We start from the raw sequence: 20,265 nt of genomic DNA on the forward strand, positions 1-20,265 counted from the left end.
CCCCGCCGAGGCTCATGAGGTCGAGAAGAGAAGTCCTGGCCACGCCCTGCCCTCTGTCGTGTCGTGGGTGATCCGCTTGTCGTGTCGTGGGTGATCCGCTGTCACACTCCCCGGTGCGCCGGGCGGGAAACCGCCACTGCTCCGTGGGGCCCAATGCCCCCGCAGCGGGTGCGCGGCCACGTCCGGGCGACTACGCTCACGTCGCTGTCCGACCGACGACGGGGAGGCGACGCTTGTCCCGGGACGCTGAGGCTGCGCTTCACTCCACCGGTCGGTCGGAGCAGGAGGGGGCAAAGGACCAGAAGGACCAGGAGGACGCGGAAACCGCGGTCACCGTTCTCGTGGCGCTCGGCGCCAACTTGGTGATCGCCCTGGCCAAGCTGCTCGGCGGGCTGTTCGCTGCCTCACCCGCGCTGCTGTCCGAGGCCGCGCACTCGGTCGCCGACAGCCTCAACGAGATTTTCCTGCTCGCCTCCCTCAAGCGCAGCAAACGCGCGCCCGACAGCAAGCACCCTTTCGGCTACGGAAAAGAGCGGTACTTCTGGTCCCTGCTCGCCGCCGTCGGCATTTTCGTCATGGGCGGCTGTTTCTCCGTCTTCCAGGGAATCGAGGCACTGCGCTCGGGCAGTTCGGAGACCCGTACGGGCTATGTCGTCGGCCTGATCGTGCTGGCCGTGGCACTGGTCGCCGAGGGCTCCTCGCTGGTCCGCGCCGTGCTCCAGGTCCGCAGCCAGGCACGGCAGGACGGCCGCAGCATGCGGGAGGCGATCCGCGCGGCCGACGACCCGGCCTTGCGGACCGTGCTGGCGGAGGACTCCACCGCCTGTTTCGGTGTGGTGGTCGCCATGGTCGGCATGGGACTTCACATGATCACCGGCCAGGTGCAGTGGGAGGCCTGGGCGTCGGTGATCATCGGCGCGCTGCTGGTGTTCGTCGCCTACCAGCTCGCCAAGCAGTCCCGCGGCCAGATCATCGGCGAGGCCGCCGACCCGGCGCTGCGGCAGGCCATCCGGGAGTTCCTGGAGGCCCAGCCGGAGATCGACACGGTGACCACCCTGCTGTCGATGCGGCTGGGGACCCGGTCGACGCTGGTCGCGGCCCGTGTCGATCTCGTCCCCGGGCTGGACAGCGAGGAGGTGGAGGAGGTCCTGGTGCGGCTGAAGAAGGCCGTCCGGGAGAACTGGCCGATCGCCGACCAGCTCTTCCTGGACGTCACGGAAGCCTCACCGAGGGACCGCGCACGGGCCCGGCGGGAGCGTCGGCAGCTCGACAGAGCGGTGAACGGCGAGCCCGAGCAGGACGAGGCGGAGCGGCGGCCGGAGGGCTGAGGCGGAGCAGCGCCCGGAAGGCCGAAAACGCGCAGGCGCCGGACGGCTTTCCGCGAGCCGCCCGGCCGCTCACCACCGGCCCGTGCACGTACCTCACCCCGCCCCCCGCAGCCCGTCGAGCCGCCGTCGTGCCGGGCCCAGCGAACGCCCGCGGGCCGGCACCCCGGACCACGGCCGCGACCTCGCCTGCTCCAGGACGCCCGCGACATCCTTCAACGACCAGGTCTGTGCGGTGATGTGGGGATCGTCGAGCTGCTTCCGGCTGATCGGCACGGCAACCGGGGCACCGGCTTTGGGCCGCAGCGACCAGGGCGCGACCGCCGTCTGCGCATAGGCGTTGCGCTGCACATCGAGGTAGAGCCGGTCGCCGCGCGACTTCTTGCGTACGGCGGAGGTCAGACGGTCCGGGTGACGCCCCGCCAGCACCTGGGCCACCTCCTGGGCGAAGCCCCGTACCGTGTCGAAGTCGCTTCGGCCGTCCAGCGGGACGGTGACGTGCAGCCCCTTCGATCCGGTGGTCATCAGGGTGGCCGGCAGGCCGAGTTCGTCGAGCAGCGCACAGAGCTGCCGGGCGGCCTCCCGTACCGCCTCGAAGTCCGGGCCGGGCGGGTCGAGATCGAACACCAGCCGGTCGGGGTGGTCGGGCCGGTCGGCGCGCGACAGCCAGCGGTGGAAGGTGAGGCAGGCCTGGTCGGCGAGGAAGAGGAGGGTCGCCTTGTCGTCGCAGACGGTATGCGTGACGGTGCCGCCCTCCTTGGTGACCCGTGCCCGCCGGATCCAGTCGGGGTAGTGGTCCGGGGTGTCCTTCTGCATGAACTGCGGTCCGCCCAGCCCCTCCGGAAGCCGTTCCAGCATCAGCGGCCGCCCCCGCAGCTGGGGGACCATCGAGGCGGCCACCCGGCCGTAGTAGTCGATGACATCGGCCTTGGTCGGACCGTCGTCGGGGAACAGCACCTTGTCCGGCCGGTGGATCCGCACCGTGCGACGGCCCGCGCGGACCGTGTCCGAGTCCGTATCCGTGCCGGTGCCCGTCTCTGTGGCGTTCATGCGGGCGGGGTTACCCGCTCCGGGCCGTCGTACGCTCCCGCGTCCGGGTGGCCCTGCGCGCGACGCGCCCGTTCGCCTCCCCTGTCGCCGAGTGGCCGGTGCCGTCGCAGAGTGTGTACGTACGCCGGGAAGGCGGGTCCGTGCGTCTCGCTGCGCAGCGGGCCCGTGCGTCTCACTGCGCGGGGTCGGTGCGTCTCGCTGCGCATGGCCGGCGCAGGATCGGCAAGGAGAGCAGCATGCCGCGCGGAGCGAGCGTCAGGCGCTCGGCCGCCGGGAAGCGACGCGTGAGGAGCAGATGACGGTGCGACAGCCACCGGGACCGCCAGGCCCCACCCATCCGGATCCGGTCCCGCCGACTCCGGGTCCGGGCCCCGGGCCGCCCGGACCCACGCCGGGCCCGGCCCCCGGCCCGGTCCCCGCCCCCGGACCCGACCCCGTGCCCCCGCCGGTACCGGGCCCCGAGCCGGATCCGATCCCGCCGAACCCGGCGCCACCGACGCCCGGACCGCAGCCCGGACCCGCGCCCGATCCGCTCCCCGCGCCGGGCACCGCACGGCGGGCCGAACCGTCGCACCATTAAGACCGACCGGCACCGGTTCGCCTCCGAGGAGCCGTATGCGTGCCGTTCGGCTGCCGTCCGTCCGGCCGGACGGCAGCGTGACGCGGCGCGTACGCGGACCGAGATGCTCGACGTCGCCACGGAGGAAGTGCGCGCCTGGGCGGCACGGACGCCCGGAACGCCCCCGTCCGCCTCGCCGCCCGGCACCCCGCGGACCAGCGGGGCCCCGGCGAGGACCTGACGAGGCGCTGCCCGGCATTCCCGTACGGGATCGGTAGGCTCGGCGGGTGGGGCATTCCGAGGAGCGCGCCGAAGGTGCGGGACCGTTCACCACCCGGCTGACCTGGCGCCTCGAAGCGGGTGAGACCGCCGTCTGGGAGTCACGGGCGGCCCGCAAGCGCGGGACGCTCGCGGTGCGGCCCGCCGGGGCCACCGAGAGCAGCGTGCGGCGCGCCGGCGCCGCGGCACTGACCCGTCTGCGCAGGCTCAACGGCGTCGCCGCGGGCTCCTTCACCTTCGGCGGCACGCTGTTCGTCCTCGGTGCGGCGCTCGCCCAGTTCAGCTCGATGAGCGCCACCGGGACCGCCACGATCTACTTCGTCGGCGGCGTGTTCTTCACCCTGGGCGGCTATGCCTCCCTCGTCCAGGCCATCAACGCTCCGCGCCGGGAGAGCGCCGCGGCTTCGCTGACCACGCACCGCTTCCGGTGGTGGAGCTATGAACCGGGCCGGATCGACTGGCTGAGTACCTTCGTGCTGTTCGCGGGCACACTGGTGTTCGGCATCAATCTGCTGGATTCGTTTCTCCAGGGGCTGACGGTCCAGCAGATGAACCGGCTGGTCTGGGCGCCGGACATGGTCGGCTGTCTGCTGTTCCTGATCTCGGGGCAGCTGGCGGTCGTCGAGGTCTGCCACGGCCGGCTGTGCCTCGAACGGCGCAGTCTCGGGTGGTGGATCGTCGCGCTCAATCAGCTCGGTTCGGTGCTCTTCATGGTGGCCGCGCTGGCCGCCTTCACCCGGCCCGAGACCGGAAGCCTGGTCAGCGTCGGCATCGCCAACTGGGGGACCCTCACCGGAGCGCTCTGCTTTGCGGTGGCCGGGGTGCTCCAGGCCTTCGAACATCCCTGACATGCGGCTGACCGGTACCTGTGTGAATGTGGAACGAACTGCATGACCACCGGCGGGTCCGGTATGGACGGCCAGGTTTCTCAAGTGAGGAGTCACCCATGGCGACTCAGAAGCGCGATGTGAGCGGATGGACGGCATTCGCCGCAGTCCTGATGATCTTCGGTGGCGCGATGGCCTTCTTCGAGGGCATCTCCGCCATCGCCAAGGACAACGTCTTCGTCACCACGCAGAACTACGTTTTCTCCTTCAACCTGACGGGATGGGGCTGGATCCATCTCATCCTGGGCATCGTCATCCTCCTCGCCGGTGTCGCGCTGCTCTCCACGGGCGCGATGTGGGCACGGGTGATCGGTGTCATCCTGGCGGGCCTGGGGGCGCTGGCGAACTTCCTGTGGATCCCCCACTACCCCTTCTGGGCCATCGTGCTGATCGCCATCGACATCTTCATCATCTGGGCACTGTGCACGGACAACCACCACCGCACCGCGGCCGCCCGGTGAGCTGAACACCCCCTCCGGCCACGGTCATGACCACCGGACCCACCCCGCAGGAACGCGCGGAAGCAGGCAGGGCACTTCGCTCCGAAGTGCCCCGCACCCGTCATGCGGAGTTCACCCCCGCGGCCGGCCGGGCCGACCCGGTGGACATCATCGAACGGCAGTCCGCGCTCCGTGTACCGGAGTTGGTGCCTCTTCGCTACGGACGGATGCTGGAGTCCCCGTTCCGCTTCTACCGCGGTGCCGCCGCCATCATGGCGGCGGACCTGGCCACGACACCGTCCACGGGGCTGCGGACCCAACTGTGCGGGGACGCCCATCTGCTGAACTTCCGGCTGCTGGCCTCCCCCGAGCGCCATCTGATGTTCGACCTCAACGACTTCGACGAGACCTTGCCAGGACCGTGGGAGTGGGACGTCAAACGGCTGGCGGCCAGCTTCGCCATCGCGGGGCGCGGGAACGGTTTCCCCGAGAAGGTCCGGGCCGGCATCGTCCGGGCCGCCTGCGCGTCCTACCGCGAGGAGATGCGCCGCTACGCGGACATGCGCACCCTGGAGGTCTGGTACGCCCATGCCGATATGGCCGACGTCGAGGCCGAGGAGGCGCATGAGCTGGGCAGCAGGGGCCGTGCGGGTCTGGCCCGCACCATCGAGGAAGCCCGTACGCGCGACACCGTGCAGGCGTATCGCAAGCTGACCCGGAGGAGCGGCGGCCAGGTGCGGATCGCCGCCGATCCGCCGTTGATCGTGCCGCTGGACGATCTGCTGCCGGACGTCGAGCGTGACCGGCTGACGGAGCAGATCCACGGACTGGTCCAGAGCTACGGCCGCACACTGCGTTCGGACCATCGCCGGCTGCTGGAGCAGTACCGGGTCGTCGACATGGCCCGCAAGGTCGTCGGGGTCGGCAGTGTGGGCACCCGCTGCTGGATCGTGCTGCTGCTCGGCAAGGACATGGACGACCCGCTCCTGCTCCAGGCCAAGGAGGCCGATGAGTCCGTACTCGCCCCGTACGCCGGCCCCGGCCCGCACACCCACCAGGGCGAACGCGTGGTGGCCGGCCAGCGGTTGATGCAGGCTGCCGGCGACATCTTCCTCGGCTGGGACCGGGTCACCGGCATCGACGGGCGCCCACGCGACTTCTATGTACGCCAATTGCGTGACTGGAAGGGCATCATGCCGACGGATGTGATGGTGCCGACGGGTATGCGGCGGTTCGCCGTACGCTGCGGGGCCACCCTGGCCCGGGCGCACGCCAGGTCCGGCGACCGGATCGCGATCGGCGCCTACCTCGGCAGGAGCACGGTCTTCGACGAGGCGCTGGCACGGTTCGCGGAGCGTTACGCGGACCAGAACGAGCACGACCACCAGACGCTCAGGGAGGCGGTCCGGGCGGGCCGGGTGACGGCCGCGGCCTCCTGAGCGGGGTGGGGCGGGGGCATCCGAGCACCGTGCCGCACGGCAGCCGGGGCGCCGCCACCCGAACGGCGCGCACCCGGAATCGCCCGGGATGTACGGTCCGTCCGCCCCGCCTAGCATGGTGCCGAATGGCTCCGATGAAGGCGGCCCCCATGCGCCCCACGGCGAAGTTCTCCATCAGCTTCGGCCTGGTCACGATCCCGGTCGCCGCGTACAACGCCACGGACAGCTCCACGTCGGTCAGCTTTGTGCGGATCCATACGGCGGACGGCGGACGGGTCCGCAATCAGCCCGTGTGCTCGCTGGAGGACGTCGAGATCCCCCCGGACGAGATCGGCCGGGGCTACAAGCCCGACGACAGGGACACCGTCGTACCGCTGAGCGACGACGATCTGGACGCGCTGCCGCTGCCGACCGCGAAGACGCTGACGATCCTGGCCTTCGTCGCCGGCGGGGACATCGACCCGCTACAGATGGGCAAGGGCTACTACCTGGGCATCGACAGCCCCGCCGCGGCCAAGCCCTATGTGCTGCTGCGCGAGGCGATGGAACGGCATCAGCGCGTCGGGCTCGGCAAGATCGCGCTGCACGGGCGGGAGACGCTCGCCATGATCCGCCCGATGGAGGGCGCGCTGGTCATGCAGGTGCTGCTGTGGCCGCACCAGATCCGCCCGATGGACGGGGTGCTGCCCGAGCGGCAGCCGGAGGTCGCCCCCGCCGAGGTGGCGGCCGCCGAGACGCTCATGGATTCCTTCGGCGAGCTGTCGGAAGACGATGTGCACGATCACTACCGTGAGGCGCTCGAGGAGATCGTGGCGGCGAAGCTGGCGCATCGCGAGCCGGAATTCCCGGCCGGTGAGGAGCAGCCGGCCGGCCAGGTGATGGACTTGATGGCGGCCCTTCAGGACAGCGTGCGCGCGGCCAAGAAGTCCCGCGGCGAGGACGAGGAGACCGAGGGTGCCCCGGGCGGTGGCGGATCCGGCCGCACCACGAAGAAGAGCACGGCGAAGAAGACGGCGGCGAAGAAGGCCGCCACCACGAAAACGGCCGCCAAGAAGACGCCTGCCAAGAAGACGGCCGCGGCGAAGAAGACCGCGGGCAGGGGCGGGCGGCGGGCCGGCTGAGCCCTTGCCGGGGCCCCGGCCGGCTGCCGCCCCGCGCCGCGTCCGGACATAAGGCGCCCGCCCCCGGGTACGCGCCCCTCAACGGGGGTCACTGCCCGGAGAGTTAGGGAGGCTGACACGATGGGTATTGGCGGGTGCATCGGTCTACTTGCGGTGGGGGCGATCCTCACCTTCGCCGTCGACTTGCATGTTGCCGGGATCAACGTCGACCTGGTGGGGATCATCATGATGCTCGTCGGCATCATCGGTCTCGCCACCTATGTGAGCATCCTGAAGCGGCGGCGTACCCAGCCGCCCTCCCCCGGCGCCCCGGTCGTCGATGTCGAGGACAACCGCTACTACAGGTAGTCGTGGTCGTACGCGTCCTCGCCCCGCGGCGGGCCCGGCCGTCAGCCGCAGGCGGTATGGGGCTTCGGCAGGGTGCCGTTCAGCAGGAAGCCGTCGACATGCTGATGTACGCAGGGGTCGCCGGTGGTGTAGGCGGCATGGCCCTCACCGCGGAAGGTCAGCACGACGCTGGAGTTGTCCAGCGCACGGGCCATGTGGAACGCGCCCTCGTAGGGGGTCGCCGGGTCGTTGGTGGTCGCGACGAGCAGAAGGGGCGGCGCGTCGGGCGCCGCGACCTCACGGGAGGAGTCGTCGCCCGCAACGGGCCAGTCGTGACAGTCCAGCAGGGTCGGTGCGATGTCCGGGCCGAAGAGCGGGGAAGCCTGCGTGAGTTCGCGCTCCGCCCGGGGGAAATCGTCTTCGCCATAGCGTTCCGAGGTGTCCCGGCAGGAGATCGCCCGGAGGGCCAGCTGGTCCTGCGGCGGTAGGTCGTCCCGGCCGACGGGCCGCGCCGGGACGCCGTCGACGCGAGCGGCGCTGCTGCCACCCGCGTCGCTCAGGCGCAGGATCCCGGAGCCGTCGCCGCGCCGCAGCTGCTCCAGGGCCGTACGCAGCGTCGGCCAGACGCTCCTGCTGTACAGGGCCTCCCGCAAGGCGTACACATAGGTGGTCTCGTCCACCGTCTCCCCGTTCACCTTCATCGGACGGTCGTTCAACTGCCCGTACCACCGGCGCAGTTGCTCCTCCGCCTTGCTCTTGTCGGTGCCCAGCGGGCAGCCCGCGACACGGACACAGCCCGCGGAGAATTCGTCCAGCGCCCGCTGGAAGCCCCGGGCCTGGGACAGCGCGGTCTGCCAGGCGTTCTTGGTCGGGTCCTCGACGCTGTCCAGGACCATCCGGCCGACCTTGTGGGGGAACTCATGGGCGTAGACGGCACCGAGCTTGGTGCCGTACGAGAACCCCAGGTAGTTGAGCTTGTCGTCGCGGACCGCGGCGCGCAGGACGTCCATGTCCCGGGCGACATCGGGGGTCCCGACCCACTTCAGCAGCCCGCCGGAGTAGCGCCCGCAGGCCTCGTTGATGCGCTTCTCCTTCGCGGCGAGGCTGTCGGCGGCGGTGCCGGGCGGCGGGGCGAGCTTGCTGCCGCAGGAGACCGGTTCGGTGTGGCCGGTGCCGCGCGGATCGAAGCTGACGATGTCGTAGCGCTGCCCCAGCCGCGCGAAGGCGCTCCCGCTGTCGATCAGGTAGTTGACGCCGGAAGCACCCGGTCCGCCGGGGTTGAGCACCAGCGAGCCGAGCCGTTTCCCGGGACCGGTCGCCTTCAGCCGGATCAGCTGGACCTGCATCGTGCTGCGTCCGGGGTCGCCGTAGTCCCGCGGCACCTCCAGTCGCGCGCACTCCAGCCGTTTCCGGAAGCCGGCCGGCTGCCCGGCGCCTCCGCTCTGCGCGCCGTTCTGAAGGTCCTCGCCGCAGGGTTCCCAGGCCAGTGCCTGCTGGTGGAAGGACGTCAGATCGGGGTCATCGACCGCCGCCGCGCCCGGAGTTCCGGCGAATGTGCCGAGCAGCGCCACCACCGCCACAACGGCCGCGGGCGCCCTGCGCCGGTGAACACACCGCGCTCCCCCTACTCCCACACGAGACGGTGCACGGCGTGTTCCCGGCATGTTTCGAGCCTAGGGCCGTTGCGCGGCTCCCGCACACCTGCCGCGGCCGCTGCCGGTCCCGGACGGCGTCACCGCCTGTTTCCGTTCGGAAAGCACCCCGTGTCATCCCGTCACGCAACAGGACCGGTCGCTTCCGCAGGGTGACCGTACGGGCCACTTCGGCCCGCTCGAGATGCGCGGGTCGAGACTCCGACCACTCTGGAGATAGGGCACAACTGCGCCGCCGGATGGCGGCCCCTGCACAGACGCCGATCGGCTGCATGTCCGGGAAAAGGTGACGCACCCATGAATGACACAAGCAAGGTCCTGCTGGCCGCCGCCCTTGCCGGCGGCTATGTGCTGGGCCGTACGAAGAAGGGCCGATTTGCGCTCACCGTGGCGTCGTATATCGCCGGGCGTCAATTCGGACTTGAACCACGCCAGCTCGTGGCCCAGGGGGTGCGCAAGCTCAGCGAGATCCCCCAGGTCGCGGAGCTGGGTGAACAGCTGCGCGGGGAAGTGATGGACGCCGGCCGGAAGGCCGTGACGACGGCCGCCAACCGCCGTCTGACGACGCTCGCCGACACCGTCCACGACCGGTCCCTCAAGCTCGATGGCATCGGGCTCGAGGAGGAAGAGGAACCCGAGGAGGAGGAAGAGGAAGAGGGCGAGTACGCGTACGACGAGGACGAGGAGCCGGAAGAAGAGGAGGAAGAGGAGGAAGAGCCCGAAGACGAGTACGAGGACGAGTACGACGAAGAGGAGGAGCCCGAGGAGGAGGAAGAGGAAGAAGAAGAGCCGGTGGAGAAGCCCGCGAAGTCCGCCGGGAAGAAGGCCACCGGGAAGAAGGCCGCCGCGGGACGGGCGGCCGCGAAGAAGACGGCACCCGCGAAGAAGACCGCTGCCAAGAAGACGGCGGCGAAGAAGACGGCGGCGACGAAGTCCGCCAAGGAGGCCCCGGCCAAAAAGGCGGCCGGAAAGGCCGCTGCCAAGAAGGCGGCCCCGGCCAAGAAGACCGCGGCAAAGAAGACCGCGGCAAAGAAGACCGCGGCCAACAAGACGGCCGGAAAGGCCGCCAAGAAGGCTCCTGCGAAGAAGGCCGCTTCAGGCAAGAAGGCAGCCCCCGCTGCGAAGAAGAGCGCCAAGAAGGCGTCATCGCGCACCGAGCGCCGGAGGTAACCGGTCATGGCCAACACGGGACAGGACAAAGCGGACTCGGGACTCGATCGCCTGCGCGGCGAACTCGGGGACTACGCGACGAAGTGGGTCGGAAACCTGGCCGAACGGGCCGGGGACAAACTCATGGATGTGACCGGCCAGCTCAACGATGTCGCCGAGAACGGCGGATCGCTGTCCAAGATCGCGGGCAATCTCCTCGGTGGTGACTCCCCCGTCAAGGCCGCCGTCAAGGGGACGGCGGAGAACGTCAAGGACAGCGTGGTGGGGAAGGCCAAGGAATTCTTCGGCGGCGGCAAGAAGCGCAAATCGGGGGACAAGAAGGTCACCAACATCATCGAGGTCCTCGACATCGGGGTGCCTCTGCGCACCGCCTACGACCACTGGACGCAGTACGAGAAGTTCAGCAGCTTCACCAAGGGCGTACGCAGTGTGTCGATGCAGGATGAGATTTCCAGTGACTGGAAGGCCAAGGTCGGTCCGTCCACCCGGGGATGGAAAGCGACCGTCCAGGAGCAGGTGCCGGACGAACGCATCATCTGGACGTCCGAAGGTGCCAAGGGATCAACCCGCGGTGCCGTCAGTTTTCACGAACTGGCGCCGAATCTGACCCGCATCGTGCTGGTCGTCGAGTACTACGCCTCGGGATTCTTCGAGAAGACCGGAAATGTCTGGCGGGTCCAGGGACGCCGACTGCGCCTGGACTTCAAGCACTTCCAGCGCTACGTCACCCTCACCGGCGAAGAGCCCGAGGGCTGGCGCGGTGAGATCCGCGACGGCGAGGTCGTACGGACCCACGAAGAAGCCATCGAGGAGGAAGAGGCCGAACAGGACGAAGAGGCCGAGGACTACGACGGCGAGGAAGACGAGGAATACGACGAGGACGAGGAAGGCGCCGAGGCCAAGGAGGGCGAGGAAGAAGAAGACGGGGACGAGGACGAAGACGAGGGCGGCGAAGAGGGCGACGAGGAAGAGGAGGAAGAAGAAGAGGAGGAAGAGGAATGAGTGAACCGGAATGCGCGGGGCTCGCCCCGGGCAGCGGCATCGCACAAGGGGCCTTCGCCCGTGCCGAGGAAACCCTTTTGTCGTCCCTCGACGCGCTGGGCCGCCTGGAGAAGCTGGATGCGCTGATCGGACCGGTGCAGCGGGTGGTGCGCGGGCTTCCCCTGGGGCGCTTCCGCGATGTGCTGCACGGCCTGCCGATCGGCCATCCGCTGCACCCGGCCCTGGTGCAGGTGCCGATGGGTGCATGGCTGTCCGCCGCGGTGCTCGACGTCGTCCCGGGGACCCGGCGCGGTGCCCGCCTCCTGGTGGGGGTGGGCGTCCTCACGGCCGCACCGGCCGCGCTGGCGGGCTGGGTGGACTGGGCCGAGCAGCACGAGGACCAGATGCGTACCGGCCTGGTGCACGCGGTGTCGATCGCCGTGGCCGTCGGACTGTACGCGCGGTCCTGGGTGCTTCGTGGCCGCGGCCGTACGGCGCGCGGCAAGGTGCTCGGGTTTGCGGGGCTGTGCGCGGCCGGCACCGGGGCCATGCTCGGCGGGCACCTCGCCTACCGGCAGGCAGCCGGCGCCAACAAGTCGGAGCCGGTGCCCCGTCTGCTGGACGAGGGCTGGCATCCCGTGGGCAGGGTCGAGGACTTCCCGGTCGGCGAGGCGGTGCGCCGGGAGCTGGGCGAGGTCCCGTTGCTGGTGGTCCGCCAGGCGGGCGGGTCCCTCCATGTCCTCGCCGGGCGGTGCAGCCATCTGTCGGGGCCCCTGACGGAGGGCACGATCGCCGACGGCTGCGTGGAGTGCCCCTGGCACGGCAGTGTCTTCCGGCTGGCGGACGGCGCGAACGTCCGTGGCCCGGCGACCGCTCCCCAGCCGTCCTTCCAGGTGCGGGTGGACGGTGCGGGCAGCGTCGAGGTACGGCTGCCCGGCGCCGGCTGAGCCCCTCGCGGGTCGCTCCTCGGCCGACCGGCGCCCAAGGGAAGGGATCGTCATGCGTGTGCTTCCGGCCGCTCCCTCGATCGAAGGACTCACCGCTGTCGTCACCGGCGGCTCGCGGGGGCTCGGACTGCTGCTGGCCCGCCAACTGCTGCGGCACGGCTGTGATGTCGTTCTGCTGGCCCGGGACGACGCCGAACTGGCCAGGGCCGTCGGCAGGCTGGCCCAGTGGCGCGGCGGCACGGTGCGCGGTGTGGTGTGCGATGTGCGGGACAGGGCCGCGGTGCAGGACCGTCTCGCGGAGATCGCCAGGGACTATGACGGGCTGGACATCGTCATCGCCAACGCCGGCATCATCCAGGTCGGCCCGGCGGACGCCCTCGGCCCCGACGGCTTCCAGGAGGCGATGGACTCCGTCTTCAACGGGGCCTTGAACACCGCGCTCGCCGCGCTCCCCCACCTCCGGCGCAGCCCGGCCGGCGGCAGGCTGGCGCTCATCGGGTCCATCGGGGGGCTGCTGGCCGTGCCGCATCTGCTGCCGTACTCCTGCGCCAAGTCGGCGGTGGCCGCGCTGGCCGAGGGGCTGCGCGCGGAGGAGGGCCCGCACGGCGTCAGCGTGACCGCGGTCCACCCCGGCCTGATGCGCACCGGGTCGCATCTGCATGCCCTCTTCGGCGGGGACCGGCGCCGGGAGTACGCATGGTTCTCGGCGCTGGCCGGGGCGCCGGTGCTGTCGATGAGCGCCGAACGGGCGGCGGACCGTATCGTCTCCGCACTCCGACGACGGCGTCCCCGCATCGTGCTGACGCCGGCGGCGAGGCTCGGCGCCAGGGCGCACGGGCTCGCACCGGTGACCACCACCCGGCTGGTGTCGGCGTTCGCGCGGGTGCTGCCCCGCGACGGCGCCCGCGGAACCGTCGACGGCTCGACGGTCGAGGCCGCGGAGCAGCCGCCGGCCCGGCGGCTCCGGCGGGTGCTCGGCGCCCTCAACGAACGGGCGGCCGACCGCTTCAACCAGCGCTGAGGGCATCCCTCGCCCTTTCGGAAAGCCGGCCGGCGGGGCGGACGAAAATCCATGGGTGGGTGTGTGTTTCCGGAGGGAGTTGCCGGGCACGCGGCTTTTCGCCACAGGAAGAGCTGACAGTGGTGAAAGGAGATCTCATCGTGGCCGCGAGCAATTCCCCCCAGTACACCGTGCCCGGCATGACCGAGGCCGAAGGAGGAAAGGTCATCGAATCTCTGCGGCTGCGGCTGCATGCGCTCAATGACCTGGCCCTCACCCTCAAACATGTGCACTGGAACGTCGTGGGGCCGCACTTCATCGCCGTCCACGAAATGCTCGACCCGCAGGTCGAGGCCGTCCGCTCCATGGTCGACGCCACCGCGGAACGCATCGCGACGCTCGGCGGCTCCCCGACGGGCACGCCGGGCGCACTGGCCGCCGAGCGGACCTGGGAGGACTACTCCGTCGGACGGGCGCAGGCGATCGAGCACCTGGGTGCGCTGGACGTCGTCTACTCGGGAATCGTCGAGGACCATCGAGCGGCGGTGGCCGCTACCGAGGGAACCGATCCGGTGACCCAGGACCTGCTGATCGAGCATCTGCGGTCGCTGGAACTGTTCCAGTGGTTCGTCCGGGCGCATCTGGAGAGCGCCGGCGGCAAGCTCAGCACCGGCTCCGCCGACGGGGAGTCCGCGGCCGGCCGCGCGGCCGTCGACCAGGCGCGCCGGCAGCCCTGAGCCGCACCGGAGGGCACTGCGCCCCAAGGACCCGGCCCCGCCGTCGCACGAGGTGCGCCGGCGGGGCCGCGCCGGTCAGTGCCGGAAGGTGTCCTTGCCCTTCTCCACCGCCTGCCGCATTTTGCCCAGGGCCTGCTCTGCTTTGCCTCTCCGTTGCAGGCCTTTGTTGCCGAGAGCCCTCCCGGTCGTTTCCTTGGCCTTTCCCTCGACGATATGGCCGATGTTCCTGGTCTTCTTCCCGATGCTCATGTCGTGCTCCTTCAGGGTCATTCCGCGGGTGGCAGCAGCGTCCCGAGCGGCCCGAGATCCAAATTCAGGTCCTGCATCGAAAGGTCGTATTGAGCGCAGAGTTCGACCATGCGGTTGTGGAGAATCATCAGCGTCGCTCCGAGGCGCTCCTCCTGTTCCTCGGTGAGGTCTCCGGCGTCGACCCGTTGCAGCGCCTGACGTTCCATCAGCTGGCGCAGCAGCTCGACGAGGGTGAGGACGAGTTTGATCAGGTCCCGCTCCACCGTGTCGGGATCGGTGCTGACCCGGTGCGCCGCCGGCCGCGGCTCCGCACTGGCCTGGTACGGGACGTCCTGCGGTGCCGCGGGCAGCAGACGGAAGGCGCGGGCGGCCGCGTCGGCGACATCGTCGAAGCGGTTGCCGGGCCGCGGCTCGTCAGCGGTCATCGTCGTCCCGGCCCAGGGGTGCGGTGGCGTGCCACGGGGAGGGGTTCTTTTCGCTGATGGAGACGATCAGCGCACGCAGGGAGATGCGTACGAGGTCGATGTCGGCGATGGAGAGCACCACATCACCGGTGAGGACCACGCCACCGCTGAGCAACCGGTCCAGCAGATCGATCAGCGCGATCTGCCGGTCCGGCAGGGGCTCGTCCGCCCGTGCCGGCTGCCCGCTCGCCGGCCTCACGGGGCGGCTCGCTTCAGCGGTTCGGCTTCGGGGGGCGTGGCGAAGGAGTACGGGGCCCAGGGCCCGGTGACCTCGACCCGTACCCCGGGCAGCGCTTCGGCACTCCGCAGCACGTCGGCGCGGAAGCTTTCGCCGTACTCCAGCGGCACGAGATAGGCGTCGTTGATGACGTTCTCGCCCGGCCCACGGGCGAGTTCGCCCTGCTGCACCCGGTGCTGGACCCGGTCGACCGCATAGCTGCGGGCCGCGGTCTCGACGCGCTGGGCGACCTGTTCGGCTTCCCGGTAGGCGTCGTCACGGGCGTGCCGCTGCGCTTTGCGGTGGCTGAGGTAGGCCCGTCCGGGGCTGAGGTCCGCATCTGCGGGTGGCTCGGCCGGTCTGTCGGTGGCCGCGGGCGCCTCGACATAGATCTTGACGCCCCACTCCGTGTGGGAGGCCAGGTCGGACAGCCGCTCGGCGAAGGCCTCTTGACGGGCATCGAGCATCTGCCGCACCCGTTCGTCGTCGAGATACACCGTCGCCAGTCGGAGCGGCAGGACGGTGGTACGGGCGGCCAGCGCCTCGATCACCCGGTGGTGGGCGCGGGCCACCGACTCCAGCCAGTCCAGGTCCTCCAGGTGCGTGCGCAGGGCGTTCTCTTCGAAGTCCCGCTCGGGCACCGGGCTCACGGCGACCACCACCTCGCCGCGGTGTCCCGCGCGCACCAGATGCACCGGCCCGTCCGCGACTCCCGGCAGGCCGGACAGCGCCTCCTCCAGGGAGCCCTCGGCGTCCTGCGCGACGGCATAGGCGTAGGTGATGGCCTCGGGCTCGGTCATGACTCGTCCCGTCGCTTCCTACGGGGGCCGGGCTCGGCTCGTTTGGTACGCGACGTGCGTGCGGGGCGTGAGGGGCGAGAAGTACGTGAGGGGCGGCGGGTGGCGGCGGGACGGGCTTCCTCCTCGTCCGCTTCCTCCTCCTCGTCCGCCTCCTCATACACGTCCTCGTCCTCCTCGTCCGCCTCCTCCTCGGCCTCCTCCTCGGCCGACGGCAGCTCCTCGCCCTCGCGCAGGGCCTCGATCTCGGCGCGCAGCCGCTTGTTCTCCTCGCGGAGCGAGCGGGACCCCTCGGAAGCGCTGGAGGAGAGCGAAGGATCGTGCTCCCACCAGTCGATGCCCATCTCCTTCGCCTTGTCGACCGAGGCGATCAGCAGGCGCAGCTTGATGGTGAGCAGTTCGATGTCCAGCAGGTTGATCTGGATGTCGCCCGCGATGACGATGCCCTTGTCCAGGACCCGTTCCAGGATGTCGGCGAGGTTGGCCGAGGAGCCCTGGCCGCTGTACGGGCCGGACCGGGACGGGTAGTCGCCCATCCTCCTGGCGACGGGTTCGTTCACGGCCTCTGCACCTCCCTTCCCTGGTATCCGGGCAGGGCGGCGCCGGGAGCGCGTGACCGCGCCCCGTCGCCGCGCCGGCCCCCGCGGTCAGGTGTCGGTGCCCTGCGCATGGGCCCTGATCTCGTCCAGCCGGTCCAGCAGTTCGTCCTCGCGCCGGTCGAACGTCTCCTCATCGATGTCGCCCGCCAGCAGCGACCGCTCCAGCTCGGCGAGTTCCCGCTCGATGGGTTCGGGGTCGTAGTACTCGTTCTCCGCGGCCTCCAGGGTGCGCTCCATGACCCAGGCCACGCCGCGCACGGGTGCCAGCGGAAGGGTGGCAAGTTGGCTCAACAGGCCCATGGGAGGCCTCCCTAGACGAAGCTGTAGGCGGGCAGTGGCCCGAGCAGCCGGAGGTCGAAGTCCTCCCCCAGCTCCTTGGCGAGATCCTGCTCCGCGGCGAGGAAGCTCTTCTCGTTGTCCCGCTCCACGAGGAAGGACACGCTCAGGAAGTCGTTCCCGGTCGCCTGCGACCCGCTTTCCTCCCGCGCGAACCCGCGCAGCGCATCGAGGACCACGGAGGCAAGCTGTTGCTGCCGTGCCTCCACTTCCTGGGCGACCAGTTCACCGAGGGCCATCGGCAGATCCGGACTGCCGGTGCCGCTTCTGATCTGGTCGTTGAGCGAGCGGGCCTCGTCCGACTCCTGAAGGATCTGCCGCAGCATCGCATCCTCGTCCTGCGCCGCCTTCAGGTGGTACTCGGCGCAGCCCTCCAGCGCCTCCAGCCGCTCGGTGAATTCCTCCGCACGCTCCTTCAGCACGGCGCGTACGGCCTCGTCGTCGGTGGTCGTGAAGCCGAACTGGAGGGGCAGGACCGTGCCGTCGGCCATCAGCCGTTCCTGGACGGCCTGGTGGGCGGCGAGGTCCCGGCGTTTGGGACGCAGTTCCTCGGGAGCGTCGCTGACGACGGCGGAGAGCTCCTTGCTCTGCACCGTGCGCAGGGTGGACGGCGGTTTCCCCACACCGTCCAGGCCCTCCAGGCCTTGCGGATGGGTGGTCGCGACAATGGAGTAGACGTAGACGGACATCGCTCATTCCTTTCGGCGCCGGGCCGGCCGGCGAGCCGGCCGCTCGCGCCGCTCGGCGGGCTCCTTGGGCCTCTCTTCGTGCTCCTCGCCGCCGCCCTTGAGGGCGTCGGTCACCGCTTCCGCGGCCCCGGACAGGGCGCCTTTTGTCTTGCCGTGCGAGCCGCCTTCGGTGACCTCGCCGACGATGTCGGTCAGCTGGGAGGGCGCCTTGCGCCCCTCTTCCAGGTCGAGGCGGTTGCAGGCCTCGGCGAAGCGCAGGTAGGTGTCGACGCTCGCCACGACGATGCGGGCATCGATCTTGAGGATTTCGATACCCACCAACGACACACGCACAAAGACGTCGATGACCAGACCGCGGTCCAGAATCAGATCGAGGATGTCGTAGAGATTTCCGGAGCCCCCACCGCCGCCGGTGGCGACGGCTCCTCCGCCTTGCGGCACCACAGTCACGGTGCCTCCCTTCACCGGCCCACCCGGGCTGTGCGGGGTGGCCGTGTCGTTCACCTGGCGAACGGTCTGCCGTGCAACCCGAGTCTTCAGCGCCGGTCGATCTGGCCTCGGGTGTAGCGGCGGGTGCGCTCGTACGCCACCAGTTCGCCCTCCTTGTCCAGCACCACGCGGTAGGTCGCCATGACGCTGGTGGTCCCGGGGACCCGTTCCAGCTCCAGGACTTCGACATCCGCCTGCCAGCCGTTCTCCGTCGGCTGTACCGAGGAGACGGAGTCGGGGGCCCGCCCCAACAGTTCCTTGAGCTGCTCGGCCGCGTACCGCATCGCACGCGGGGCCGAAACGCGGCGGGCCGCGCGCTCCGTTTCGCTTTCGCTCTCGCGGCTGCCGGCCCGAACGCTGCTGGTCTTCTTGGCGGTCCTCTTGGCGGACTTCTTACTGGACGGACGCCGGACTTCTCCGGTCTCGTCCTCTTCGTCTGCGGCCATGTTCTCTCTCCGGAATCGGAGGCGACATGCTGCCCGCGCCACTTCAAAGAGGCGCTACTACATGATATACGGCCTGAGCTGAGCGCATCTTGAGCCGTTCAGGCCTGGTCACAGCGGCAGCGGCAGCCCGGCAACGGGTGCCGCGGCCCGGCCGGCGGCGTAACGTCGGGACTGTCCCGGGAGGGACGGCACGCCAGAGACGGCGCGCCTTGCCGGCGTACGGCTTTCGCCGTCGCCGCCCGTTACCTGCCGTCGACCCGCGGTGATGGACGTGGCGGCCTGGACCCGGATCCTGTTCACCTCGGCACAGGACGAGTTGACGAAGAGAGCGCCCCCATGAAGTGCGGCACGCCCGCAGCCGGCCCGCTCAGCACGCCCGTTCCGCTCACCACGCCCGTTCCGCCGGATCCTGCACCTGGGCCTCACGGCGCCCCAGTACCCGCTGCGCCCGGCTCAGGGCACCGCTGGGCGAGCGGGCGCGCAGTGCCGCGTGGGCCGCGTTGGCGCCGGGGGCGCCGTGCACGCCGCCGCCCGGGTGCGCCCCGGCCGAGGCCAGATAGAGGCCCGTGACCGGGGTTTCCGGGCGCCCGAGGCCAGGCAGCGGACGGAACACCAACTCCTGGTGGAGGGCGGCCGTACCGCCGTTGACGGCGCCGCCGCGCAGATTGGCGTCCGTCGCCTCCAGCGTGGGCGGGGCGAGGATGCGGCGCGCCCTGATCCGGGAGCGGAAGCCCGGGGCGAAACGCTCGACCTGCGCCTCCAGCCGGTCGGCCATCATTTCCTGTTCCCCCTGGTTCCAGGACCCGGTGATGCCGTCCTCCCCCGCGTCCCCCCGGATCCGGTGGGGTACGTGGGTGTAGGCCCAGGCCGACTCGGTGCCGGCCGGGGAGCGGGTGGCGTCCGCGGTGGTCATCTGGCCGAACAGGGCAAAGGGCCGGTCGGGCACCCGGCCGGTGGCGATCTGGGCGGCAAAGCGGGTGAGTTCGTCCCTGCCGTCGGCCAGATGCACGGTGCCCGCGGTGGCCGCGTCCCCGGCGGTCCACGGCACCGGGCCGCCGAGCGCCCAGTCCACCTTGAAGGTCGCGAAGTCCCATTGGAAGCGCCGCAGGTCGGCCAGGACACGGCCGGGCAGGTGCCGGGCGTCGACCAGCCGGCCGTACAGGGCGGGCACGGACACATCCGCCAGCACGGCGCGGCGGGCCGGTACGACCTCGCCGATCGCGGTGCGCACCGCCACCGCGCGCCCGGAGCGTACGACGATCTCGTCGACCCGCTCCCCGCAGCGCAGCACACCGCCGCGACGCTGAAGACGCCGCACCAGGGCCGCGGTGAGCGTCTGGGCGCCGCCGGCCGGTACGGGAAAGCCGTAGGTCTGGCCGAGCATCGACATCAGCCATCCGAAGCCGCCGCTGCCCGCGGCCTCGGGGACGAGGTCGGCATGCAGGGCGTTGCCCGCCAGCAGCAGCCGGCCCGCCTCGCCGCTGAACTCCTCATCGCCCAGGCGCCGTACGGGCAGCAGCAGCATGCGCGCCAGCCGCAGCCCGCCGGCGCCGCGTACCCGCGCGGCGAGCCGGGCCGTGGCACGCAGCGGCGGGAAGGGGGTGAACAGGGCGTCGAGGAGGTCGCCGCCAACCCGGTCCCAGAGGGCGCACAGCCGCTGCCAGGCCGCGCCGTCGCCGGTACCGAAGGCCTCCAGTCCGGCCGCCGTACCGGCGACGCCGCGCTCCAGCAGCGCACAGCGGCCGTCCGTCAGCGGATGCGCCAGCACCCGTGGCGCATGGCTCCAGACGAGGCCGTGTTCGTGCAGGGCGAGGGCCGCGAGAACCGGGGAGGCGACGGCCAGCGGGTAGAAGGAGCTGCACAGGTCATTGACGTAGTCGGGGTGTACCCCGCGGTCGCTGCGCACCGCACCGCCCGGCTCGTCCTGTTCCTCCAGCACCTCCACCGTCCACCCGGCGTCGGCCAGCAGGTTCGCCGCGACAAGTCCGTTGGGTCCGGCACCGATCACCACCGCGTCCGGCATCGCTGCCTCCTGTTCACCCTGCTGCCCGTGCACCCGGCCGCG

General features: G+C 70.7%; 23 protein-coding genes. 11 read left to right on the forward strand and 12 right to left on the reverse strand.

The window, feature by feature from the left end; all coding sequences use genetic code 11:
* Nucleotides 1-233 precede the first annotated feature (233 nt).
* Complete coding sequence (locus IF67_RS0117160; RefSeq protein WP_030986551.1) at nucleotides 234-1,328, forward strand: cation diffusion facilitator family transporter; 1,095 nt, start codon at nucleotides 234-236, stop codon at nucleotides 1,326-1,328.
* 93 nt (nucleotides 1,329-1,421) lie between these two features.
* Here the strand turns inward: IF67_RS0117160 and ligD are convergent, their stop codons facing one another.
* Entirely contained in the window at nucleotides 1,422-2,375 is a 954-nt protein-coding gene (gene ligD, locus IF67_RS0117165; protein WP_030986554.1) for a non-homologous end-joining DNA ligase, read from the reverse strand.
* A gap of 846 nt (nucleotides 2,376-3,221) precedes the next feature.
* On the opposite strand from ligD, the gene IF67_RS0117170 reads away from it, so the two are divergent.
* The 5 genes from IF67_RS0117170 (at nucleotide 3,222) to IF67_RS0117190 (ending at nucleotide 7,448) form a co-directional block, all read left to right on the forward strand.
* Nucleotides 3,222-4,061, forward strand: a complete 840-nt coding sequence (locus tag IF67_RS0117170; protein WP_030986555.1) for a hypothetical protein — start codon at nucleotides 3,222-3,224, stop codon at nucleotides 4,059-4,061.
* 98 nt (nucleotides 4,062-4,159) lie between these two features.
* Nucleotides 4,160-4,561, forward strand: coding sequence for a DUF7144 family membrane protein (locus IF67_RS0117175; RefSeq protein WP_030986556.1), 402 nt, complete (start codon nucleotides 4,160-4,162; stop codon nucleotides 4,559-4,561).
* Nucleotides 4,562-4,587: 26 nt separating this feature from the next.
* On the forward strand, nucleotides 4,588-5,979 hold the full coding sequence (locus tag IF67_RS0117180) for a DUF2252 domain-containing protein (RefSeq protein WP_030986557.1): 1,392 nt from the start codon (nucleotides 4,588-4,590) through the stop codon (nucleotides 5,977-5,979).
* Nucleotides 5,980-6,128: 149 nt separating this feature from the next.
* Nucleotides 6,129-7,100, forward strand: a complete 972-nt coding sequence (locus IF67_RS0117185; RefSeq protein WP_030986558.1) for a Ku protein — start codon at nucleotides 6,129-6,131, stop codon at nucleotides 7,098-7,100.
* 120 nt (nucleotides 7,101-7,220) lie between these two features.
* Entirely contained in the window at nucleotides 7,221-7,448 is a 228-nt protein-coding gene (locus IF67_RS0117190) for a DUF6458 family protein (protein WP_030079717.1), read from the forward strand.
* Nucleotides 7,449-7,489: 41 nt separating this feature from the next.
* Here the strand turns inward: IF67_RS0117190 and IF67_RS0117195 are convergent, their stop codons facing one another.
* A complete protein-coding gene (locus IF67_RS0117195) occupies nucleotides 7,490-9,001 on the reverse strand; it encodes an alpha/beta hydrolase (protein ID WP_234341142.1) in 1,512 nt (503 codons plus the stop codon).
* Nucleotides 9,002-9,376: 375 nt separating this feature from the next.
* Here IF67_RS0117195 and IF67_RS43765 point away from each other — a divergent pair, with 375 nt between their 5' ends.
* The 5 genes from IF67_RS43765 (at nucleotide 9,377) to IF67_RS0117220 (ending at nucleotide 13,914) form a co-directional block, all read left to right on the forward strand.
* On the forward strand, nucleotides 9,377-10,249 hold the full coding sequence (locus tag IF67_RS43765; RefSeq protein WP_030986562.1) for a hypothetical protein: 873 nt from the start codon (nucleotides 9,377-9,379) through the stop codon (nucleotides 10,247-10,249).
* Nucleotides 10,250-10,255: 6 nt separating this feature from the next.
* A complete protein-coding gene (locus IF67_RS0117205; RefSeq protein ID WP_030986565.1) occupies nucleotides 10,256-11,251 on the forward strand; it encodes an SRPBCC family protein in 996 nt (331 codons plus the stop codon).
* Entirely contained in the window at nucleotides 11,248-12,177 is a 930-nt protein-coding gene (locus IF67_RS0117210) for a Rieske 2Fe-2S domain-containing protein (protein ID WP_030986567.1), read from the forward strand. Before IF67_RS0117205 ends, IF67_RS0117210 begins: the two co-directional genes overlap by 4 nt.
* A 52-nt stretch (nucleotides 12,178-12,229) precedes the next feature.
* Entirely contained in the window at nucleotides 12,230-13,198 is a 969-nt protein-coding gene (locus tag IF67_RS0117215) for an SDR family NAD(P)-dependent oxidoreductase (RefSeq protein ID WP_030986571.1), read from the forward strand.
* 179 nt (nucleotides 13,199-13,377) lie between these two features.
* A complete protein-coding gene (locus IF67_RS0117220; RefSeq protein ID WP_051818206.1) occupies nucleotides 13,378-13,914 on the forward strand; it encodes a Dps family protein in 537 nt (178 codons plus the stop codon).
* A 75-nt stretch (nucleotides 13,915-13,989) separates the two neighbouring features.
* Here the strand turns inward: IF67_RS0117220 and IF67_RS39260 are convergent, their stop codons facing one another.
* The 10 genes from IF67_RS39260 to IF67_RS0117270 all read right to left on the reverse strand — a co-directional run bounded on the left by IF67_RS39260 (nucleotide 13,990) and on the right by IF67_RS0117270 (nucleotide 20,223).
* A complete protein-coding gene (locus IF67_RS39260; protein ID WP_078889484.1) occupies nucleotides 13,990-14,163 on the reverse strand; it encodes a CsbD family protein in 174 nt (57 codons plus the stop codon).
* Between the two features lie 17 nt (nucleotides 14,164-14,180).
* Nucleotides 14,181-14,588: a gas vesicle protein K gene (locus IF67_RS0117230; RefSeq protein ID WP_030986577.1), complete on the reverse strand. Its 408-nt coding sequence runs from the start codon at nucleotides 14,586-14,588 to the stop codon at nucleotides 14,181-14,183.
* On the reverse strand, nucleotides 14,578-14,826 hold the full coding sequence (locus IF67_RS0117235) for a gas vesicle protein (RefSeq protein ID WP_030986578.1): 249 nt from the start codon (nucleotides 14,824-14,826) through the stop codon (nucleotides 14,578-14,580). Before IF67_RS0117235 ends, IF67_RS0117230 begins: the two co-directional genes overlap by 11 nt.
* Nucleotides 14,823-15,644, reverse strand: a complete 822-nt coding sequence (locus tag IF67_RS43025) for a GvpL/GvpF family gas vesicle protein (RefSeq protein WP_030986579.1) — start codon at nucleotides 15,642-15,644, stop codon at nucleotides 14,823-14,825. The genes IF67_RS0117235 and IF67_RS43025 overlap by 4 nt, the downstream gene beginning before the upstream one ends.
* Nucleotides 15,641-16,201: a gas vesicle protein gene (locus IF67_RS44255; protein ID WP_234341144.1), complete on the reverse strand. Its 561-nt coding sequence runs from the start codon at nucleotides 16,199-16,201 to the stop codon at nucleotides 15,641-15,643. Before IF67_RS44255 ends, IF67_RS43025 begins: the two co-directional genes overlap by 4 nt.
* An 87-nt stretch (nucleotides 16,202-16,288) precedes the next feature.
* Complete coding sequence (locus IF67_RS0117250) at nucleotides 16,289-16,540, reverse strand: gas vesicle protein GvpG (protein ID WP_030986581.1); 252 nt, start codon at nucleotides 16,538-16,540, stop codon at nucleotides 16,289-16,291.
* A gap of 11 nt (nucleotides 16,541-16,551) precedes the next feature.
* Nucleotides 16,552-17,265: a GvpL/GvpF family gas vesicle protein gene (locus IF67_RS0117255; protein ID WP_030986582.1), complete on the reverse strand. Its 714-nt coding sequence runs from the start codon at nucleotides 17,263-17,265 to the stop codon at nucleotides 16,552-16,554.
* Nucleotides 17,266-17,268: 3 nt separating this feature from the next.
* Nucleotides 17,269-17,715, reverse strand: a complete 447-nt coding sequence (locus IF67_RS0117260) for a gas vesicle structural protein GvpA (RefSeq protein WP_030986583.1) — start codon at nucleotides 17,713-17,715, stop codon at nucleotides 17,269-17,271.
* Nucleotides 17,716-17,801: 86 nt separating this feature from the next.
* Entirely contained in the window at nucleotides 17,802-18,200 is a 399-nt protein-coding gene (locus IF67_RS0117265) for a gas vesicle protein (protein ID WP_030986585.1), read from the reverse strand.
* A 385-nt stretch (nucleotides 18,201-18,585) separates the two neighbouring features.
* Entirely contained in the window at nucleotides 18,586-20,223 is a 1,638-nt protein-coding gene (locus IF67_RS0117270) for a phytoene desaturase family protein (RefSeq protein WP_030986590.1), read from the reverse strand.
* Nucleotides 20,224-20,265: the final 42 nt, after the last annotated feature.

It is taken from the genome of Streptomyces sp. NRRL S-1813, from assembly GCF_000719605.1.
GTDB lineage: Bacteria > Actinomycetota > Actinomycetes > Streptomycetales > Streptomycetaceae > Streptomyces > Streptomyces decoyicus.

Excerpts from the sequence above, each read along its gene's own strand:
- ligD (WP_030986554.1), bottom strand. The coding sequence starts at position 2,375 with ATGAACGCCACAGAGACGGGCACCGGCACGGATACGGACTCGGACACG.
- IF67_RS0117175 (WP_030986556.1), top strand. The coding sequence starts at position 4,160 with ATGGCGACTCAGAAGCGCGATGTGAGCGGATGGACGGCATTCGCCGCA.
- IF67_RS0117180 (WP_030986557.1), top strand. The coding sequence starts at position 4,588 with ATGACCACCGGACCCACCCCGCAGGAACGCGCGGAAGCAGGCAGGGCA.
- IF67_RS0117185 (WP_030986558.1), top strand. The coding sequence starts at position 6,129 with ATGCGCCCCACGGCGAAGTTCTCCATCAGCTTCGGCCTGGTCACGATC.
- IF67_RS0117190 (WP_030079717.1), top strand. The coding sequence starts at position 7,221 with ATGGGTATTGGCGGGTGCATCGGTCTACTTGCGGTGGGGGCGATCCTC.
- IF67_RS43765 (WP_030986562.1), top strand. The coding sequence starts at position 9,377 with ATGAATGACACAAGCAAGGTCCTGCTGGCCGCCGCCCTTGCCGGCGGC.
- IF67_RS0117205 (WP_030986565.1), top strand. The coding sequence starts at position 10,256 with ATGGCCAACACGGGACAGGACAAAGCGGACTCGGGACTCGATCGCCTG.
- IF67_RS0117210 (WP_030986567.1), top strand. The coding sequence starts at position 11,248 with ATGAGTGAACCGGAATGCGCGGGGCTCGCCCCGGGCAGCGGCATCGCA.
- IF67_RS0117215 (WP_030986571.1), top strand. The coding sequence starts at position 12,230 with ATGCGTGTGCTTCCGGCCGCTCCCTCGATCGAAGGACTCACCGCTGTC.
- IF67_RS0117220 (WP_051818206.1), top strand. The coding sequence starts at position 13,378 with ATGACCGAGGCCGAAGGAGGAAAGGTCATCGAATCTCTGCGGCTGCGG.
- IF67_RS39260 (WP_078889484.1), bottom strand. The coding sequence starts at position 14,163 with ATGAGCATCGGGAAGAAGACCAGGAACATCGGCCATATCGTCGAGGGA.
- IF67_RS0117230 (WP_030986577.1), bottom strand. The coding sequence starts at position 14,588 with ATGACCGCTGACGAGCCGCGGCCCGGCAACCGCTTCGACGATGTCGCC.
- IF67_RS43025 (WP_030986579.1), bottom strand. The coding sequence starts at position 15,644 with ATGACCGAGCCCGAGGCCATCACCTACGCCTATGCCGTCGCGCAGGAC.
- IF67_RS0117250 (WP_030986581.1), bottom strand. The coding sequence starts at position 16,540 with ATGGGCCTGTTGAGCCAACTTGCCACCCTTCCGCTGGCACCCGTGCGC.
- IF67_RS0117255 (WP_030986582.1), bottom strand. The coding sequence starts at position 17,265 with ATGTCCGTCTACGTCTACTCCATTGTCGCGACCACCCATCCGCAAGGC.
- IF67_RS0117265 (WP_030986585.1), bottom strand. The coding sequence starts at position 18,200 with ATGGCCGCAGACGAAGAGGACGAGACCGGAGAAGTCCGGCGTCCGTCC.
- IF67_RS0117270 (WP_030986590.1), bottom strand. The coding sequence starts at position 20,223 with ATGCCGGACGCGGTGGTGATCGGTGCCGGACCCAACGGACTTGTCGCG.